Consider the following 18,426-nt stretch of genomic DNA (forward strand, 5'->3'; position numbering starts at 1 on the left):
CGCCGTTGCTACCCACTAGCAGCCATAGACACCCATCGGTACACGGCAAGGCCCGGCGACAGGCAGAATCTATGCTTGCAACAACGCAAACAAAATAAGCACACATGAAATCAACCGTTGCATCAGCGCAATACCAACTGGGCGCGGCCGAGCTGGAAGTGCTGCTGGCCATGGTGCGCACCGGCACCCTGGCGGCCGCCGGTGAGCGGCTGGGTGTGGATGCGTCCACGGTGTTCCGCGCCATCCAGCGCATCGAACGGGGGCTGGGCCAGTCGCTGTTCGACCGGTCGCGCGCCGGCTACCGTCCCTCGGAACTGGCCCAGGCATTGGCCGAACAGGCCGAGCGGGTGGAAGCCGCCCTGGAGGCCGCGCGCTCTGCCGCACAGGCGCAGCCCGAACAGGTGTCGGGCACGGTGCGCATCTCCACCACCGACACCATCCTGCACGGCCTCATCGCCCCGGCCCTGCAAATGCTGCAGCCCCGGCACCCGGCCCTGGTGTACGAGCTGCACGCCGGCAACGAGCTGGTGAGCCTGACGCGGCGCGACACCGACATCGCCGTGCGCGCGACCAAGCGCCCGCCACAGCACCTGGTGGGGCGGCAGCTGGGCATGATCCGCTCGGCCCTCTACGCAGGCACCGCCAGCACCCTGGCCCTGTCGGATGTGGAGGCGGGCCGCGCCGCCTGGATTGCGCCCGACGACGCCCTGCCCGACCACCCCTCGGTGCGCTGGCGCAAGAGGCAATACCCCAGGGCACAGCCCACCTACCGCGTCAACAGCCTGCTCACCGTGATGGAACTGGTGGCCCTGGGCATGGGCGTGGGGGTGCTGCCCCTCTTTCTGGCCCAGGGCCGCAGCGACCTGCGCCCGCTCACGGGCGCGCTGGCCGACGGCGAGACCGAGCTGTGGCTGCTGACCCACCCGGAGTCGCGACACCTGCGGCGCATTGCAGCGGTATACGGGCATCTGGCGGAGACGGTGCAGCTGCCCTGAGCGCCCCTGGGCATCAGCCGGGCAAGGCGTCCCCGAACACCTCCAGCGCCGTGCCGTGCAACGCGCGCAGCATGTCCACCGGGTCCACCGCCTGCGCCACGGCCAGTGCGCCGCTGTGGGCGTAGGCAGGCGCCAGCAGGCGCTGGGCCACCTCGACCACGATGGGCGCCGTCACGGCATAGATGTCCTGCCCGCGCACGCCGGCGGTGCGGGTCTGGCCACCTTGCACCAGTTGCACCATGAGCTCGAAGCGCTGCGCAGAGCGTCCGCTGTCGTCCGTGGCCGTGGGCGGCGGGGTGCCGCTGTCGCGGATGTCCTGCAGCGCCGAGCGGTTGAGCAGCGAGCGGATGTGGCCCACAGGCAGGTGGTGGGCGATGGTGATGACCTCGCTGAACGGGATCTCCACCATGGCCTGGCTGCCCAGGGGCGCGGCAAACGCCCAGTCCGGCACGTGCTCGGACGGCACCAGCGGCACCAGGCGCCCGTGGGCCACCACCTGGCGCGGCACGGTGTTGCGCTCGCCTGTCTTGCGCGTGCCGGCGGTGGGCCACCAGCGGTCCAGCCCGATCGCCACAGTGATCTCGTCGACGGTGCCGGCCCTGGCCAGCGCGCTGGCCAGCAGGTCGGCAAGGCCGCCATAGAAGGCGGCCGCCGGAATCACCACCTTGCCCGCAGCGCGGGCCGGAGCATCGAAATCGGCCAGGCTGGCCTGCGCACTCGCCTGCTCGGCCGTCACATCGATGTAGTGGCAGCCTGCCCGCAGCGCGGCCTGCGCCACCGGGGCAGCCGTGTCGAGAAAGGGGCCCGCGCAGTTGATGACCACGGCGCAGCCGGCAAACGCCTGTTCCAGGCTGGTGGGGTCGGCCAGATCGGCGATGCGCCGGGTCACGCCAGGGGCAAACACCTCGTCCAGCCGGGCGGCGCTGCGCCCCACGGCCACCACGGGCAGCCCGCGGCGCTGTGCTTCCTGCACGACAAATTGGCCGGTGTGGCCGGTGGCGCCGTAAACGGCGATGGGGCGGTGTTGTTGCGGGTTCATGGTCATCCTTTGCGTTGGGCGGGTGGTTGAAATTTAACGATACAGACCTGTCTGTTTTTTGAAGATTACAGACAGGTCTGTATCATGTCAAGCATGCGCACCACAAATTCCCGTTCCACCAGAGACCTCTCCCCCACCAGCGGCCCGGCCGCTGTGGCCGAGCCCGCCGCCGATGTCCGCAGCCGCATCCTCGACACCGCGTCCCGGCTGTTCTATGAACGCGGCGTGCGCGCCGTGGGCGTGGACCTGGTCGTGCTGGAAGCCGCCGTGGCCAAGACCAGCCTGTACCGCTACTTCCCCACCAAGGACGACCTCATCGTGGCCTTCCTGGAGCGGGAAGACGTCGAGTTCTGGGACCAATGGGACAGCATGGCGGCCCAGTTCGCCGATGACCCCGCCGGGGAGCTGGAGGCCCACATGCGCTGGATTGGCGAGCGCCTGGCCCGCTCCAACTACCGGGGCTGCCCCCAGATCAACGTGGCCGCTGAATTTGCCGAGCAGGACCATCCCGCACGGCACGTGGCCCAGCGGCACATGCAGGCGCTGCGGGGCCGCCTGCACGACATCGCGGTGCGGTTGAAGGCACCCCGCCCAGAGCAACTGGCCGCCCAGCTTGCGGTGGTGGTGAACGGCGCATTCGTGAGCGCCGGACTGCTCAGCGCCGAAGAAGCCACCGGCGTGCTGGTAGCTGCCGTGCAGGCCCTGCAGGCCGGTGCCCGTAGCCCGGGCTAACCCCGGGGCTGACATCTGCTGCCAGGCCGTTGTCAGCAGCCCTTCTCTACAGTGACCGTGCCCCACCGTGCCCGCTGCACCTGCACCGGGCCCGCGCACCTACCCACCCTCAGAGAGGAGCCCCCCCATGCCCCCACAAGGCAACCACCCCCGCCCCGGCAAAACCCAGTTTTACGGCGCATCCAGCCTCGACGGTTTCCTCGCCACGCCCGACCATGACCTTGGCTGGCTGCTGCAATTTGGCGAGATCGAGGGCTCCAGCTACCCCGCGTTCATCCGCGACGTGGGTGCGCTGGCGATGGGATCGCACACCTACGAATGGATACTGAAACATGCCATCGACGCGGGCCAGCCCTGGCCTTACACGCCGCCGACCTGGGTGTTCAGCGCACGCACGCTGCGCGGCATTGCAGGCGCGGATGTGCGCTTTGTGCGTGGCGATGTGCGGCCCGTGCACCAGGCCATGGTGCAGGCTGCAGCGGGGCGCAACGTGTGGGTCGTGGGTGGGGGTGATCTGGTGGGGCAGTTTTACGACGCGGGCCTGCTGGACGAGCTGATCGTGCAGATCGCCCCCGTCACGCTGGGCGCAGGCACGCCGCTGTTGCCGCGCCAGATCATGCGGCCCCCGCTGCAGCTCAAGTCAGTGACCACGCTGGGCGGCATTTTTGCGGAGCTGCGGTACCTGGTCACCCGTTGAGCAGACTCGCCCGCGCGGGTCAGCCGCGGGGTTCTGCTGACCCGCCGCGTCATGCCAGCGGCACCATCTTGCTCACGGGGTGCGACAGCACCAAGGCGGTAGATACGCTGCCAAACGCCGCCAGGGCATCCACCACGCGCTCCAGGTCTGCCGGCTGTCCAAATGCGCAGCGCACCACAAAGCAGTCCTCTCCCGTCACGCGCACGGCGTCCAGCACCTCGGGCATGGTCTGAAACAGCTGCACGTAGCGCTGAATGTGTTCGTGCGTGGTGCGCACCCGCACCACGGCCTGCAAGCCCAGGCCAGCGGCAGCCAGGTCGATGCGGGCCTGGTAGCCCACGATCACACCGGCGTCTTCGAGTTTCTTGACGCGCTCGCTCATCGCAGGCTGCGACAGACCGATCTGCTTGCCCAAGGCAGACAGGCTCTGGCGAGCGTCGTCCTGCAGGGCCATGAGGATCTGTCGGTCTTTTTTGTCCAGCTCCACGGTGCAATGCTCCCTTTGCGATGACTTCAAGGTTTGGAGGGCCACTTTCCGATGATGCCCCCTGGCCATCCACAGGCGCGGCACCTATCGTTGGCGAGCAGTGACACCACTGCTTTTTTGACCCGAAGGAATTTTGACGATGAGACCTGTTTTGCTTGTTCCCGGCATCTACAACTCCGGCCCCCGCCACTGGCAATCATTGTGGCAAACCCAGCACACGGGCGTGGTGCGGGTGGAGCAGGCCGATTGGGCACACCCGCAATGCGACGCCTGGGTGCAGGCCATTGACGCGGCCATCACCGCAGCAGGCCAGCCCCCCATCGTGGTGGCCCACAGCCTGGGTTGCCTGGCACTGGCGCGGTGGGCTGCCAGCGCGTTGACCGCTGTGCATGCCCTGCTGCTGGTGGCCGTGCCAGACCCCGATGGGCCCGACTTTCCACCGGATGCCAAAGGCTTCACGCCCGTGCCTGCGGCGCTGACCGCCCCGGGTCAGCCTGCGCGGCAGGCCATGCTGGTGAGCAGCAGCGACGATCCGTATTCCACTGCATCCTTCTCGGCCCATTGCGCGGCCGCCTGGGGTGCCCAGCAGGTGGACCTGGGGGCCAAGGGGCATATCAATGCCGACAGCGGCCTGGGCGACTGGCCCGAAGGATGGGCCTGGGTACAACGCTGGCGCGCCGCCTGACAAAGCACCGGCGGGAAGTGGGCCGAGAGACGAGCGAAAAAGCCGGGTACGCCCCCGGCCGCTCAGTCCGCCAGCGCCTGGTCGATGACCAGGTAGCGTTTGACCAGATCAAAAAAGCTGTCGTAGAAGGTGTCCTTGGCAATGGTCTCGCTGCCCACCTTGACCAGGGACTCGCTGCTGGATGAGAACGGCAGCGACACCGAGCCGATGGCGCCCACGCCCACGCTGGCGGAGTTGTTGGTCTTGCGCAATGCATAGGTGTCCTGGGTGGCCGTCACAAAGCCCAGGCTGACCTTGCCGTCGTTGGCCTCGGGCACACACACCACGCGCACCACCATCTGCAGGTGCGACTCGGGCTCGGGCTGAAAGCTCTTCTTGCCTTCCACCAGGTCGGCCGCGCTGGACGAGATGACGTAGCCCTGGCTGAGCAGCGCGCGGCGCGAAGCTTCACACGTCTGGGCCGGCGTGGCATCGAACAGGCGCGAGTACGTGGCGACCGAGCCAAAGTTCTCCTGCACGCCAAACGTCTTGGCCCCTGTGCCGGCACAGCCTGCCATGACCAAAGTCGCGCCACAGGCCAGAGCCACTGCAGCGGTGCGCAGGGGCGATGGTTGGGGGGCATGGGATTCTGTGGACCAGGGGAAACGCAAAACCGGGACTCCTTGGGGTGGGCGGCTATCGCCGACGATAACAAGCGCGAAGCAAACGCGACGCGAGCGCATTGGACAATGCACCCATTGTCACAGCGCCTGGGGTGTCTGACGGCAGTAACCGCTCCCGGTTCCCCAGATTCTTCATGCCATGCACACCACGGCGTGGTCACACCTTGAAGCAAAGCAGACCGGTGGCCCGCCAGGTGCTACGCAGGGCGGCGGCATGCGCATGCCCCTATAGCAGCCCTCGTTGTGTCATCGTGATCACGCAGCACACCGCTATACTATTAATAGCTACAAAAGCATGCTGTTGTAGCGCACCCAGCCAAATCGCTCCATTTTTGCAAGAAACACTGGCGCCAGTGCCTGCAAACACACACCCAAGCTCCCTGTGCCCCTCGCTTCCCTGTTTTGCCTGGTCGTTGCCATCAGCGACGGCGACACCCTCACTGCCCGCTGCGGGCCACCTGGTGCCTACCAGCAGGTGAAGGTGCGCATCGCCGCCATCGATGCGCCCGAGTCGCGGCAGGCGTTCGGGCAGAAGTCGCGGCAGCACCTGGCACAGCTGTGCTTTCGACAACGGGCCACACTGCAACCCGTGGATGAGGACAGCTACGGACGCATGGTGGCGCAGGTGCGTTGTGGTGGCACCGATGTCGCCACGGCACAGGTGCGCGCAGGCATGGCCTGGGTGTACACGCCCTACGCCAGCCACTACCCGCACCTGGCGCCCTTGCAGCGCTCTGCACAGGCACAACATGCGGGCCTGTGGTCCCAGAAGCGGCCTTTGGCGCCCTGGGACTATAGGCACCGGCAGCGCCGTTGACGCCATCGAATGCTCGTCATGAGCGCGCCCACTGCGAGGCTTTACCAACGCTTGACTGCAGCCCGGCGCAACAATCGCTAGCATCTGGCCTCCCGCCGTTTGGGAGCATCGCCTCATCGGGCGGATGCTTCCCCCGCTGACCCTATCCATGCCCACCCCTGAGCCCCTCACCCCGAGCGCTGCTGTTGCCGCGCCCGCCGAACCTGCCAACGTCTACCGCCATACCGGTTTTGTTTCATTTCTGGTCGCCCGCGTGGTGGCCGTCATCGCCACCCAGGTACAGGCGGTGGTGGTGGCCTGGCAGGTGTACGACCTGACCCGGCAGCCGCTCGCGCTGGCCTATGTGGGGCTGGCGCAGTTTCTGCCCATGCTGGCTTTGTTGCTGCCCGCGGGCGACCTGATCGACCGCTTTGACCGCAAGCGCATCCTGGCGATCGCCTGGTCGGTGGGCGGCCTGTGCAGCGCCCTGCTCTGGTGGCTGTCTGGCCACGGCAGCAGCGGGGTGGCGGGCATTTATGCCGTGCTGGTGCTCTATGGCTGCGCCCGCGCGTTCTCGGGCCCGGCCATGCAGAGCCTGTTGCCACAGATCGTGCCCCGTGCACAACTGGCCCAGGCCATCGCCGCCAACAGCATGCTGATGCGTGTGGCCAGCATTGGCGGGCCGCTGCTGGGCGGGCTGCTGTATGCGCTGGGCGGCGGCGAGCTGACCTATGCCATCTGCTGCGCGTGTTTTGTGCTGGGGGTGGCCCTGCTGCTGCGCGTGGTGGTGGCCCATGCCACGGCACCCGGCCCCGCGCAAGGCACGATGTTCGAGCGCTTTGGCGCGGGCATCACCTTCATCCGCACGCGGCCCATCATCCTGGGCACCATCTCGCTGGACCTGTTTGCCGTGCTGCTGGGCGGCGTGGTGGCGCTGCTGCCCATCTATGCGCAAGAGGTGCTGCATGTGGGCCCGGCGGGCCTGGGTGCGCTGCGCAGTGCCATGGCTGTGGGCGAGGTCAGCGCCGGGCTGTACCTGAGCATGCGGCCCTTCAACCGCCAAGTGGGCCGCACCATGTTCATCGCGGTGGCGGTGTTTGGTGTGGCCAACCTGGTGTTTGCGCTGTCCACGCTGTTCTGGCTGTCGTTTGCGGCTCTGCTGGTGGCGGGCGCGGCCGACATGGTGAGCGTGTACATCCGGGGCGCTCTGGTGCAGTTCTCCACGCCCGACACCATGCGCGGGCGGGTGAACGCGGTGAACATGCTGTTCATCGGCTCGTCCAACGAACTGGGCGAATTCCGCGCGGGCACCAGCGCCGCATGGCTGGGCGTGGTGCCCGCCGCCATCGTGGGCGGCCTGTGCACGCTGGGTGTGGTGGGTGGCTGGATGATGGCTTTCCAGACCCTGCGCAAGGTAGACCGTTTTGAGGAGGCGGCGCAGGCCACGGGCGCAGCGCCATAGCACCCAGAACCTTTTCTCAGGCGATCATGTCTAGGGGTTTGGAGATACCCCTCGATACATCCTCCCTGGCGTTTGTGTCGCGCAGGTAAAACCCGCCGTGCGGGCTTGCATGCGGGTGGTGGCAGCGGCACCATGCGGACAGCCATTGGCTGGCTGCCCGCGAGGCCCCATGACCCCCACTAACCCACTGCACCTCCACCGCCGCACCCTGCTGCTCGGCCTGGCGGGTTGCGCCGTCTTTGGCGCCCCCCTTGCCACACAAGCCGCGCCCCCCGCCGCCGCAGTGCCCCACACAACAGGCCCGGGCACCTGGAGCGCAGCCGACGAACCCACCCTGGCCCGCCTGCTGGACCGCGTGACCTGGGGCTACACCGCCGGCACGCAAGCGCTGGGCGGCTTGGGCATCAGCGCGTATCTGGCTGCGCAGCTGCGCCCAGGTGCCAACGCCGCACTGCCCCGCGAAGCCCAGGCGCAGATCGACGCCATGGCCATTTCGCGCACCCCCATCGAGGCACTGGCGGCCGACATGGAAGCCCGCAACCGCGCCGCCAAGGCCCTGCCCACCGAGGACGAGCGCAAGGCCGCGCTCAAGGCCTGGCAGCAGGACATGCGCGTCCTGCAGCAAGAGGCTGCCGCCCGGTTTGTGCTGCGCGCGCTGTATTCGCCCAGCCAGTTGCGCGAGAAGATGACCTGGTTCTGGATGAACCACTTCAACGTGTTTGCAGGCAAAGGCAGCCTGCGGGCCCTGGTGGGCGACTACGAAGAGCGTGCGGTGCGCCCCCACGCGCTGGGCCGCTTTCGCGACCTGCTGGGCGCCACCGTGCGCCACCCGGCCATGCTGCGCTACCTGGACAACGCGCAGAACGCTGCAGGCCGCATCAACGAAAACTACGCGCGCGAGCTGATGGAACTGCACACGCTGGGCGTGGACGGTGGCTACAGCCAGCAGGACGTGCAGGAGCTGGCCCGCGTGCTGACCGGCGTGGGCGTGTCGCAGCGGCCGCCGGGCGACGAGCCCCCGCGCATGCGACCCGCACTGCTTCGCCACTACGTGCGCGAGGGATTGTTTGAATTCAACCCGCAGCGGCATGACTGGGACCCCAAAACACTGCTCGGCCAGCCGCTCCGCGCCCAAGGCCTGGCCGAGGTGGACGAAGCGCTGGACCGCCTGGCCCGTGCACCTGCCACCGCGCGCTTCATCACCCGCAAGATCGCGCTCTTTCTGGTCGGAGACAACCCGCCGCCCGCGCTGCTGCAGACCCTGGCCCGCAGCTTCGAGCGCACCGACGGCGACATCGCAGCGGTGCTGGAAACGCTGTTCCACACACCAGAGTTCCGTGCGTCCCTGGGCCAGCGTTTTCGGGACCCGGTGCACTACGCGCTGGCGGGCCTGCGCCTGGCCCACGGCGATGCCGTGCTGCCCAACACCGACACTGCGCTGGCGTGGCTGCAACGGCTGGCCGAGCCTTTGTATGGCCGTGTCACGCCCGATGGCTACCCGCTGGACTCCACGACATGGTCAGGCTCGGGGCAGATGAGCACGCGCTTTGAGATGGCGCGGGCCTTGGGTGCAGGCGCCATGGCCGCCCCACCAGCGAGCGATGACGCGGCACCCCGCGCCGCGCCGCGCATGCCGCCCGGCCTGGCGCAGACCGCCTACGTGCGTACGCTGGAGCCCACCTGGTCCCCGGCCACGCGCAGCGCCCTGGCGCAGGCCACCTCACCGCGCGAATGGAACCTGCTGTTCCTCGCATCCCCCGAGTTCATGCACGGATGAGGAGAAGATTCATGCTGCACAGACGACACCTTCTCCAGGCCCTGGGCGCCGGCGCACTCGGCACGGGCCTGGGCGTGCACAGCGCCAGCGTGCTCGCCGCACCCCGCACGCAGGACGCGCGCTTTCTGCTGGTGTTCTTGCGCGGTGGCTACGACTGCGCCAGCCTGCTCGTGCCCACAGCCAGCAGCTACTACTACGAGACGCGGCCCAACATCGCCATCGCCCGGCCGGGGCAGGAGGGCGGGGCCCTGCCGCTCACCCCCGACTGGGGCCTGCACCCGGCACTCGCTGAATCGATGCTGCCGCTTTACCAGCAGCGCCAGCTCGCCTTTGTGCCGTTCGCGGGCACGGACGACCTCTCCCGCAGCCACTTCGACACCCAGGACAGCATTGAGCTGGGCCAGCCCCTGGGCGGGCGGCGCGACTACCGATCGGGCTTTCTGAACCGGCTGGTGGCGGAGCTGAACCCGCGCGCCGACAGTGCCCCGGTGGCGCTGCAGCCGATGGCGTTCACCAGCACCCTGCCCCTGGTGCTGCGCGGGGCGGTGGATGTGCCCAACACCGCCCTGAGCGCAGGCGCGGGGCGCGGTGGTGTGGATGCGCGGCAGGCCGAACTCATCGCCTCCATGTACCGGGGCACACCGCTGGCCACGCCCGTGAACGAAGGCTTTGCCACCCGCGACGAAGTGGCACGCACCATGCAGGGCGAGATGGAAGCCGCCAGCCGCAATGCGCTGAGTACCAAGGGCTTTGAGGGCACGGCCCGTCGCATGGCGCGACTCATGCAGTCGCGCTACCAGCTCGGCTTTGTGGACGTGGGCGGCTGGGACACCCATGTGGGCCAGGGCGCCGCCACCGGCACGCTGGCCAACCGCCTGGAGGAACTGGGCCGGGGCCTGGCAGGCTTTGCCGACGAGATGGGCCCCGCGTGGAAGTCCACCGTGGTGGTGGTCATCAGCGAGTTTGGCCGCACCTTCCGCGAGAACGGCAACCGGGGCACAGACCACGGCCACGGCACGGTGTTCTGGGTGCTGGGTGGCGGGGTGAATGGCGGCCGCATCGCGGGCGAGCAGCAGGCGCTGACCGCCACCACGCTGTTCCAGAACCGCGACTACCCCGTGCTCAACGACTACCGCAGTGTGTTGGGGGGACTGTTCGCCCGCATGTATGGGCTGAACGCGGCGGCCGTGGCGCGGGTGTTTCCAGGGACCCAGGGGGCCGACCTACGGCTGGTTTAGCCGCGCTGGCGCCCCACATCATTCACTATATTTTTGATAGCTACTCAGGCATATATTTCTAGCGCTACAGGCGATTTATCCTCTAAATCGCCCGGGCATCACGCGTTGAAGGTACCTGTCAGCAGCTCTGGCAGGCGCTCCACCTTCATCTTGAAGCCGCAGGCCTGCGCATGGCCACCGCCGCCCATGCTTTCGGCCAGCGCGATGCAGTCAAAGTTGCGCTGCGCACGCAGCCCCACCTTCACGCCCTTTTCGCCTGCACTCCACATCAGCGCAAAGGTGCCCGTTTTGGCCGAGAGGATGTCGCCCACCAGGCTGTGGAACATGCCAGGTGCGTTCACCATCAGCCCGGTGATACCGTTGAACACCAGCGGCTGCGCGCCTTCGGCGATGTCGGCGCAGAGCTTGCGGTACTTCTGGTCCATGGCCTCGCCGCGCACCATGAACTGTTGGAGCTGCTCGGGCGTGAAGTCGGCAATCTCGCGCCAGCGCGCAAAGCCTTGCTCTTCCATGTCCAGGGCTGACAGGAAGGCAGCGCTCTCGGCAAACTCCCACTTCCAGATATCGCGGTCTTCCACGTATTTGAACAGGGCAGGCATCGGTTCGTGCGGATGGAAAAACTCCCACGCCAGCCGCGCGCCCGACTTGTTCATGTCAAAGTGCACCACACCGCAGCGGCAGGCAAAGCCGGTGAGCTTTTCGGCCGCGCTCTTGTGGTGGTCCAGCATGACCAGCTTGGCGGCGCGCTCGTCGATGGCGGCCATCACCTCGTTGGCAAACGAGAAGTCGAGGATGTAGACCGCGCGGCCTTGCAGGGGCGGCAGGTCGTCCACGGTCTTGACATCACCGTGGTCCAGCCCCACGTATTCAGCCTGGTCGCCGTAGTACAGCCATGCCGCCAGCGCCGCGCCAAAGCCATCGGGGCAGTTGCGCCCGTGGTACAGGATCAGCGGTGCGGGGTCGTTCTTGTCGGGGGCAACCAGCAGTTGCAAGGGGAGTATGGTTTTCTTCGTCATGGCCCCCGATTGTCGCCGGGGCTTTGTGCCGCAGCGAGCGCAACGTGCGCAGCCAGCACATGTCAGCGGAACCAACCCCACCCCCCACGCCTCCACCCTACTGACGCAGCCAGCAAACCACACGATGTTCCAAGCCCTCAAAGACCTGCTTGAAAGCCTCACCCCGTTCAACCCCGTGCCATCTCCTGCAGAGCGTGCGCGGTCTGTGCAACTGGCAGCCGCCGTGTTGCTGGTGGAGGTGGTACGGACCCAGTCGGCGGTGGGCGATGCGGAGCGCAGCGTGATGCAGACTGCACTGCACCGGCAATTTGCACTAAGTGACGATGAACTGCAGCGCCTGCTGGAACAGGCCGCAGCCACCTCCAGAACCGCCTACGACTACCAGCGCTTCACCAGCCAGCTGAACGAGCATTTCACGCAGGACGAGAAAATCCAGCTCGTTGAAGCCATGTGGCAGGTCGCCTACGCGGACGCACGCCCGGACGAGAACGAGATGCACACCATCAGCAAGGTGGCCGGCCTGCTGCATGTGACGCACGGCGAGTACATCGGCGCCAAGCTCAGGGCGAAAGAAGCAGCACACGCAGGCCAGTCACCCCATTGAGACGGACTCGGCCCCGGTGAGCGCCACAGCGCACGGGTGGCGTCCCTTTGGGAAAAAGGACGCCAAGCAACCCAGGGGGTTAAAGGGGCAACCAGCGCCACCAGAACGGCGTGCGCTCTTCCTGGGCGCCCTGCGCCTGCAGCAAGGCGATGAACTCGGTGCGCCGGTAGCGGCGCGCGGCCTCCAGTGGGGTCATGTCGTCGAAGTCCGACCGCAGCCCCGGGTCAGCCCCATGCGCCAGCAGGTAGTGGGCGATCTCGTGGTGGCCGTGGATCAGGCTCGCCACCAACGGCGTGCAAAGGATCTCGGGATGCTGGTAGTTGGGGTTCACGCCCGCACTGATGTGGTGGCGCACCAGCGCCAGGTCGCCCGCCACGGCGGCGGCGTACATGTCTTTCCAGTCTCCAGCGGACATACCTGGGCATCCTTTGCAAAGGTTGAACGGGGCCAGTGTAGGCAGCGGCGCGTGCGGCACAATCCGCGCCTTCCCCTAGCCCGCGATGGCGCACACACATTCCTCCATGCCCCCTCCCCTGCACATCCTCTGGCGCGACGAGCACCTGGTGGCCGTTTACAAGCCCGCAGGCTGGCTGGTGCACCGCACGGGGCTGGACGCGGGCGAGACGCGGTTTGTGATGCAGACCCTGCGCGACCAGCTGGGCCAACATGTGTTCCCCGTGCACCGGCTCGACAAGGGCACCTGCGGCGTGCTGGTGATGGCGCTGCACAGCGATGCGGCGCGCGCGCTGTCACAAGCGTTTGAGCATGGCGCCACGCACAAGCGCTACCTGGCGATGGTGCGCGGCTGGGCGCCTGAGGCCATCGAGGTGGACCACGCCTTGAAGCCCGACGATGCGCCTGCGGACGCCGCCGTGCAGGACGCCCACACACGCTTTCGGCGCCTGGCGCAGCTCACGCTGCCGGAGGCCAGCGATGCGCGTTTTGCCACCACGCGCGCCTCGCTGGTCGAGGCCCTCCCGACCACGGGGCGGCGCCACCAGATCCGCCGCCACCTCAAGCACCTGGCGCACCCCATCATTGGCGATGCCACGCACGGCAAGGGCCCGCTCAACCGCTGGTGGGCCGAGCGGCTGGGCCAGCAGCGGCTGTGGCTGCATGCCTGGCAGCTCACGGTGCCCCACCCGGTGACGGGGGCGGCGATGACCTTCGACAGCGGGCTGCGCTGGCCGGGGCCCGCGGACTGGGACTGCGGGCACTCCCCCGCCGACGACTCCACCGTGCCATGCGCCGACTGGCAGCGCCTGTTTGCCAAGCTGCCCTGGCACGAGACCCCCGCCCCCGCCCCGGCCCCGTAACGCGGGCGACACGGCGACGGCATGCCCGTCGAAATAATGGGCGCTCTCAAAAAATCAGGAGACCTTGCCCATGACCGCACCCACCACCAACCGCGTCCTGGCCCACACGGGCGCGCGCTACCCCATCATCCAGGCGCCCATGGGCTGGATTGCGCGCACGCAGCTGGCCTCGGCGGTGTCACGCGCGGGTGGGCTGGGCATCATCGAAACATCCTCTGGCGAGACGGCCAACTGCCAGGCCGAGATCACCAAGATGAGCGCGCTGGGCCTGCCGTTTGGCGTGAACCTGCCCATCCGCTTTTTGAAGGACGACGCCATGCTGCGCTTTGTGTGTGCATCGGGCGTGAAGTTTGTGACCACCTCGGCGGGCAGCCCGGCCAAGTTCATCGCGCCGCTGAAGGACGCGGGCATCACCGTGTACCACGCGGTGCCCACGGTGGACGCAGCGCTGAAATGCGTGGACGCAGGCATTGACGGCCTGGTGGTCGAAGGCGGTGAAGGCGGCGGCTTCAAGAACCCCGAAGAGGTCTCCACCCTGGTGCTGCTGCAGGCCATCCGCGCACGGGTGGACGTGCCGCTGGTGGCGGCAGGTGGCATCTGTGACGGGCGCGGCATGGCCGCAGCCTTTGCGCTGGGGGCCGAGGCGGTGCAGATGGGCACACGGTTTGTCAGCTGCGCAGAGAGCCCCGTGCATGCCAACTACAAGCACGCCATCGTCGATGCGGGCGTGACCGGCACCTGGATGCTCAACACCAAGGCCAGCCCCTGCATCCGCGCGCTCAAGTCGCAGCGCACCCAGGCCATCCACGAGGCGGGCCTGATGCCCGCCGACAGCTTTGCGGGCATCCAGCGCGTCTACTTTGACGGTGACATGGAGGCGGCCCCTGCGCTGGCTGGGCAGACCGCGGGATTGATTGACTCCGTCAAGACCGCGCAGCAGATCATTGAAGACACCGTGGCGGAATTTTTTGCCATCAGCCAGCGCATGGGTGCCATGGGCATGGCGCGCACGTTTGGCTGAAGAACGCGGCGATGCGGCCAGCCGCGCCTGTGGCCTACGCCGCCTTGGCCCCCAGCGCGCGCATGCGCGCCTTCCACTTGGCAACCCCACCCTCGCCCAGTTGATCCACGCTGCCCACCAGCGTCTCATGCACCGGCGCAACGCCCACAAAGCCCAGGATATTGCGCTCCAGCGACTTCACGCTGTGTGCACGGAAGTACCAGCGATAGACGAGCGCCGGCATGCCCATCGTGACCACCACCCGCGCACTGCGCCCGGTGAGCCCTTTGCGGCCAAAGGGGTTGCCGCCTTCGGGGTTGAAGGCAAAACCAGGCCTTGCCACCTGCTCCAGAAAACCCTTGAGCAAGGCTGGCATGTCGCCCAGCCACAGCGGAAAGAACAGCACGATGTGCTGCGCCCAGCCGATGTCAGCCTGCGCAGGCTTGAGAGACGCGGGCAGCAGGCCCAGTTCCCACTCGTGCTGGCTGCGCAGCAGGGCAAAATCAATGGCGGCCACATCCACCTGCCTCACCACGTGGCCCGCCGCTACGGCCCCTTCGGCGTAAGCCTGGGACAAGGCGTGGCACAAGTGGGGCGCCAGGGCATCTGGGTGTCCCTGGATCAACAGAATGCGCATGGGGTCCATGTTCGTTCTCCTCATCCACATCGATGCGGAAAGCCTGCAAGCACTATCGTCTGACTCTACGCCTTCCCGCAACATTCCACGATCCTGGGCCCGACCATGCGCACCATTCTCCGTTGCACCACGTTGTCCCCGCAGTTCCTGCAGTCCCGGCTGCGAACGGGTACATCGGCAGTGGTCCTGGTCACCCTGGTGGCGTGCGGCACGGCTCCAGCCCCCATCGATCCCCCTGAGAAGGCACACCTGCCATTGCTTCGTGGCTGGTTCGAGGGGCAAGAGGTCCTCTATGTGACCACCGATGCATCCGATGCCGACATGGCCCGCGCCAAGCATGCGAACTACGCGCCGCTGCTGGCCAACGCCCTGCCCGCCCCACAGGCATCAACATCCTCTGGCATGCAGCGCATGCAGCGCCTGGGGGCGACCGATCGCGTCTACGGCACCACCAACTTCGAGCAGGCCAGCGTGTTTGCATCCGCTCCCCGCCCTGTGGGGCCTGCAAATGCCTACACGGCTTACAGCCCGTTGTGGCAACTGGTTCAGGTCACCTGGGTCGATGCCACGCAGGCTCGCACCCTGCGGTCCGAGGAAGAAGTGCTGGACGCGCAGGACAAAGGCCAGATCACGCTGCAGATAACGCGGGTGGTGCTCAACTGCCCCATCATCCACCGTGGTCGGCTGGGGGCACTGCCGGGTGTTTCAGTTGATGGGCGCACACCCTGAAGCAGACCGCCACGCAATACAAGCGGGACTGCGTTCCGCGGCAACTCACTGCCATCCCCTGCGCTACACTTTTTGCCCCTGCTCTGCGCGGCGGCCGCCATGGCACCGACGCACTCCCGCAATGCCTTCCCTATTCGGCAGCTGTGAGCCCCCTTCCGCACCCAACGCCGTGTCGGCCGTGGCGCACGCTCTGCAACCTCTAAAGCATCCCCATGGCTGAAAACGCCCCCTCCCAGTCCTCCGCATCGCCCGCCCCGCCCATACAGGCTACACCGTCCAGCAACCTGCGGGGCATCATCGCCATGGTGGCTGCGGTGGGTTTCTTTTCGCTGATGGATGCGCTGCTCAAGACGCTGAGCGCCCACTACCCCGCCATGCAGGTCGCGGCGTTGCGGGGCTGGGCTGCGTTGCCGCTGGTGGCGCTCTATGCGCTGTGGCGTGGCGAGGTGCCACGGCTGCTGAAGGTGCGCTGGCCCCTGCACTTGCTGCGTGGCGGACTCAACGTGGCCATGCTGGCACTGTTTGCATTTGCCATCCGCGAACTGGCACTGGCCGAGGCCTACACACTGTTCTTCATTGCGCCGCTGCTCATCACTGCGCTGTCTACCGTGGTGCTGCGCGAGAAGGTGCGCGCTGCCCACTGGGTCGCCATTGCGCTGGGCATGGTGGGCGTGCTGGTGGCGCTGCGACCCAATCAGGAGGCGTTCTTTACCCTGGGCGCACTGGCCGTGCTGGCGGCAGCCACCTGCTATGCGGTGTCGGCCATCACGGGGCGCATGCTCACCCGCACCGACTCCAGTGCCAGCCTGGTGTTCTGGACCACCACGCTGCTGGCACTGGGTGCCGGCGCGCTGGCCTGGCCGCACTGGGTGGGCGTGGCGCAGGTGCATTGGCCACTGGTGGCAGGGCTCGCCATCACAGGGTTTGCAGGCCAGTTGGCGATCACCGAAGCCTTTCGCCACGGGCAGGCTTCCGTGGTGGCGCCATTTGAATACACGGCGCTGGCCTGGGGCATGGGGCTGGATTGGGTGCTGTGGCAGACGGTCCCGGGCTACAGCACGCTGCTGGGCGGCGCAATCATCATTGGCAGCGGCCTGTACCTGGTGCGCCAGGAGCGCACGCAGGCAGTGGTGCCACCCTGACCGGCGCGAACCGGTGCGAAACCGGCCACTTGCCGTCGCTCCGGCGCGGCATGCGCTGACACGGCAGTCAGGCCGTTCACCCTGTAATGAAGCGATGAACACAGCGGCACTGCCGCAAGGAAATCGCCATGACACAACACGCCACCGTCCACGGCCACGTGACCTACACACCGGGCGACGGCGCCCCGATCGCCATCCCCGAGGGCCCGATCGAGGTGACCACCAGCGCGGACAGCACCACGCTGAGCTGGTCGGTCGAAGAAGACATCGTCGGGTCTGCGGCACTACCTCCCGACCAGTTCAACCAGTACGTCAAGGACGGCAAGATCCGTTTCAAGAAATAGCCCGGGCGCCCACGCCCCGGACCTCCCTGCCGCCCCAGCCGGATCAGATCGGCCGCGTGAGGTACACCGCCTCGCGGCCCACGATGGGCTCGCGGGTGGGCATGAGGATGGTGCAGTCGTCGCACAGCGCGCGGATCTCATACGGGCCATCGGTGGCGATGAGGTCACCCTTGGCAAACACCTCAAACCCTTGCACGGGCTTTGTGAAGCGGAAGTCCGACGTGCGCACCATACAGGTCTCCAGCAGTTCGTAGCGGCGCTGCTCGGCGGGCGTGGGCCGGTCGGCCATCGGTGCGATGAGGCCAAAGTGCGCCAGAAAGTCCAGCGCCACCGCCGTGGCCATGTCGGCCGCCGATTGGCGGAAGTGCTGGCCACATTCCACCACCAGCGCAACCCCATCTCCCTCGGCCTGCCCGTGGCGACCGTGCTGGATGAGCGGCGTGCCCGAGCCCAGGCCGCTGGGCATCACCAGGTGCACCGGTGGGCGGCCGATGGCCAGCGCCACCTCCGCATTGCGCGGGTAGGCTGGGTACACCCAGAACGGCTGCACGTCTTGGCTGGTGGAGTGGATGTCGAGGATGTGATCGGCCGCAGCCACCACGGGGCGCAGGATGCGGGCACGCTGCAACTCGGGGCTGTCGGCCGTGCCGTCCAGCTCGGCCGCCGACCAGATGCGGTTGAGGTTGTGCACCAGCTGTCGGCTCTCGAACGGACGGCTCTGGTCAAACGATTCGTAGGCGGCCACGTTGGCAAAGCTGACGGTCAGCGTGCCGATGAGGGGACGCACACCCGTGTCCAGCAGGTGGGTGGCCGCCACCATGCCGCAGATCTCGTTGCCGTGCGTGAGTGCATTGATGAGCACATGCGGGCCAGGCTTGCCCGACTCGAAGCGGTGCACATAGTCGATGCCGACATTGCCCTGGCGGTAGGCAGAGAGGTCGCGGGGGAGGACTTCAAAAACGGGGGGGTTCTGCGTCATGGCAATGAATTAATAAGATGACACATCATTGTCTGCGCAAAGCCGGATCATTGCTGGGCGCGGTGTACGATGCCCGCCGGTTGAGTCCC

At 67.3% G+C, this 18,426-nt stretch carries 21 protein-coding genes; 14 read left to right on the forward strand and 7 right to left on the reverse strand.

Translation table 11 applies throughout. The features are described from left to right. Window positions 1-104: 104 nt before the first annotated feature. Window positions 105-995 (forward strand): LysR family transcriptional regulator, encoded by an 891-nt coding sequence (locus ATF69_RS14980; protein WP_146871454.1) that lies wholly within the window; start codon window positions 105-107, stop codon window positions 993-995. Between the two features lie 13 nt (window positions 996-1,008). Here the strand turns inward: ATF69_RS14980 and ATF69_RS14985 are convergent, their stop codons facing one another. Beyond that, complete coding sequence (locus ATF69_RS14985) at window positions 1,009-2,034, reverse strand: saccharopine dehydrogenase family protein (protein ID WP_146871455.1); 1,026 nt, start codon at window positions 2,032-2,034, stop codon at window positions 1,009-1,011. A 93-nt stretch (window positions 2,035-2,127) separates the two neighbouring features. Between ATF69_RS14985 and ATF69_RS14990 the strand changes: the two genes are divergently transcribed. Continuing rightward, the gene (locus tag ATF69_RS14990; RefSeq protein WP_146871456.1) at window positions 2,128-2,766 is read left to right on the forward strand and encodes a TetR/AcrR family transcriptional regulator; all 639 of its coding nucleotides are present in this window, start codon (window positions 2,128-2,130) and stop codon (window positions 2,764-2,766) included. Between the two features lie 127 nt (window positions 2,767-2,893). Further along, window positions 2,894-3,463 carry a dihydrofolate reductase family protein gene (locus tag ATF69_RS14995; protein WP_146871457.1) on the forward strand — a complete coding sequence of 190 codons (570 nt, stop codon included), beginning with the start codon at window positions 2,894-2,896 and terminating at the stop codon, window positions 3,461-3,463. A 49-nt stretch (window positions 3,464-3,512) separates the two neighbouring features. On the opposite strand, the gene ATF69_RS15000 is transcribed toward ATF69_RS14995, so the two are convergent. Continuing rightward, window positions 3,513-3,950: an Lrp/AsnC family transcriptional regulator gene (locus tag ATF69_RS15000; RefSeq protein ID WP_146871573.1), complete on the reverse strand. Its 438-nt coding sequence runs from the start codon at window positions 3,948-3,950 to the stop codon at window positions 3,513-3,515. A 139-nt stretch (window positions 3,951-4,089) separates the two neighbouring features. On the opposite strand from ATF69_RS15000, the gene ATF69_RS15005 reads away from it, so the two are divergent. Further along, entirely contained in the window at window positions 4,090-4,635 is a 546-nt protein-coding gene (locus ATF69_RS15005) for an RBBP9/YdeN family alpha/beta hydrolase (RefSeq protein ID WP_146871458.1), read from the forward strand. A 62-nt stretch (window positions 4,636-4,697) separates the two neighbouring features. Here ATF69_RS15005 and ATF69_RS15010 read toward each other — a convergent pair whose 3' ends face one another. Further along, window positions 4,698-5,192, reverse strand: coding sequence for a DUF2242 domain-containing protein (locus ATF69_RS15010; protein WP_056747050.1), 495 nt, complete (start codon window positions 5,190-5,192; stop codon window positions 4,698-4,700). Between the two features lie 487 nt (window positions 5,193-5,679). Here ATF69_RS15010 and ATF69_RS15015 point away from each other — a divergent pair, with 487 nt between their 5' ends. The 4 genes from ATF69_RS15015 to ATF69_RS15030 all read left to right on the forward strand — a co-directional run bounded on the left by ATF69_RS15015 (window position 5,680) and on the right by ATF69_RS15030 (window position 10,570). Further along, complete coding sequence (locus tag ATF69_RS15015; RefSeq protein WP_146871460.1) at window positions 5,680-6,114, forward strand: thermonuclease family protein; 435 nt, start codon at window positions 5,680-5,682, stop codon at window positions 6,112-6,114. A gap of 148 nt (window positions 6,115-6,262) precedes the next feature. Further along, a complete protein-coding gene (locus ATF69_RS15020) occupies window positions 6,263-7,555 on the forward strand; it encodes an MFS transporter (RefSeq protein WP_146871461.1) in 1,293 nt (430 codons plus the stop codon). Window positions 7,556-7,724: 169 nt separating this feature from the next. Next, window positions 7,725-9,332 carry a DUF1800 domain-containing protein gene (locus ATF69_RS15025; RefSeq protein ID WP_146871462.1) on the forward strand — a complete coding sequence of 536 codons (1,608 nt, stop codon included), beginning with the start codon at window positions 7,725-7,727 and terminating at the stop codon, window positions 9,330-9,332. Window positions 9,333-9,343: 11 nt separating this feature from the next. Next, on the forward strand, window positions 9,344-10,570 hold the full coding sequence (locus ATF69_RS15030; RefSeq protein ID WP_146871463.1) for a DUF1501 domain-containing protein: 1,227 nt from the start codon (window positions 9,344-9,346) through the stop codon (window positions 10,568-10,570). Between the two features lie 98 nt (window positions 10,571-10,668). On the opposite strand, the gene ATF69_RS15035 is transcribed toward ATF69_RS15030, so the two are convergent. Further along, window positions 10,669-11,586 carry a DHH family phosphoesterase gene (locus tag ATF69_RS15035; protein ID WP_146871464.1) on the reverse strand — a complete coding sequence of 306 codons (918 nt, stop codon included), beginning with the start codon at window positions 11,584-11,586 and terminating at the stop codon, window positions 10,669-10,671. A 124-nt stretch (window positions 11,587-11,710) separates the two neighbouring features. On the opposite strand from ATF69_RS15035, the gene ATF69_RS15040 reads away from it, so the two are divergent. Beyond that, entirely contained in the window at window positions 11,711-12,190 is a 480-nt protein-coding gene (locus tag ATF69_RS15040) for a tellurite resistance TerB family protein (RefSeq protein ID WP_146871465.1), read from the forward strand. Between the two features lie 79 nt (window positions 12,191-12,269). Here ATF69_RS15040 and ATF69_RS15045 read toward each other — a convergent pair whose 3' ends face one another. After that, window positions 12,270-12,605, reverse strand: a complete 336-nt coding sequence (locus ATF69_RS15045) for an ankyrin repeat domain-containing protein (protein WP_146871466.1) — start codon at window positions 12,603-12,605, stop codon at window positions 12,270-12,272. 106 nt (window positions 12,606-12,711) lie between these two features. Here ATF69_RS15045 and ATF69_RS15050 point away from each other — a divergent pair, with 106 nt between their 5' ends. Then, window positions 12,712-13,506 carry a pseudouridine synthase gene (locus ATF69_RS15050; protein WP_146871467.1) on the forward strand — a complete coding sequence of 265 codons (795 nt, stop codon included), beginning with the start codon at window positions 12,712-12,714 and terminating at the stop codon, window positions 13,504-13,506. Window positions 13,507-13,576: 70 nt separating this feature from the next. Beyond that, a complete protein-coding gene (locus tag ATF69_RS15055; protein WP_146871468.1) occupies window positions 13,577-14,527 on the forward strand; it encodes an NAD(P)H-dependent flavin oxidoreductase in 951 nt (316 codons plus the stop codon). A gap of 34 nt (window positions 14,528-14,561) precedes the next feature. Here ATF69_RS15055 and ATF69_RS15060 read toward each other — a convergent pair whose 3' ends face one another. Beyond that, window positions 14,562-15,152: an NAD(P)H-dependent oxidoreductase gene (locus tag ATF69_RS15060; protein ID WP_146871469.1), complete on the reverse strand. Its 591-nt coding sequence runs from the start codon at window positions 15,150-15,152 to the stop codon at window positions 14,562-14,564. A 96-nt stretch (window positions 15,153-15,248) separates the two neighbouring features. Between ATF69_RS15060 and ATF69_RS15065 the strand changes: the two genes are divergently transcribed. The 3 genes from ATF69_RS15065 to ATF69_RS15075 all read left to right on the forward strand — a co-directional run bounded on the left by ATF69_RS15065 (window position 15,249) and on the right by ATF69_RS15075 (window position 17,358). Then, the gene (locus ATF69_RS15065) at window positions 15,249-15,872 is read left to right on the forward strand and encodes a DUF7482 domain-containing protein (protein ID WP_146871470.1); all 624 of its coding nucleotides are present in this window, start codon (window positions 15,249-15,251) and stop codon (window positions 15,870-15,872) included. Window positions 15,873-16,084: 212 nt separating this feature from the next. Continuing rightward, window positions 16,085-17,014, forward strand: a complete 930-nt coding sequence (locus tag ATF69_RS15070; RefSeq protein WP_146871471.1) for a DMT family transporter — start codon at window positions 16,085-16,087, stop codon at window positions 17,012-17,014. A gap of 128 nt (window positions 17,015-17,142) precedes the next feature. Then, window positions 17,143-17,358: a hypothetical protein gene (locus tag ATF69_RS15075; RefSeq protein ID WP_056064801.1), complete on the forward strand. Its 216-nt coding sequence runs from the start codon at window positions 17,143-17,145 to the stop codon at window positions 17,356-17,358. Between the two features lie 43 nt (window positions 17,359-17,401). Here ATF69_RS15075 and ATF69_RS15080 read toward each other — a convergent pair whose 3' ends face one another. Beyond that, window positions 17,402-18,337: a M14 family metallopeptidase gene (locus tag ATF69_RS15080; protein WP_146871472.1), complete on the reverse strand. Its 936-nt coding sequence runs from the start codon at window positions 18,335-18,337 to the stop codon at window positions 17,402-17,404. Between the last annotated feature and the right edge of the window lie 89 nt (window positions 18,338-18,426).

The sequence above is a fragment of the Acidovorax delafieldii genome (genome assembly GCF_007993815.1).
Taxonomy (GTDB): Bacteria; Pseudomonadota; Gammaproteobacteria; order Burkholderiales; family Burkholderiaceae_C; genus Acidovorax; species Acidovorax delafieldii.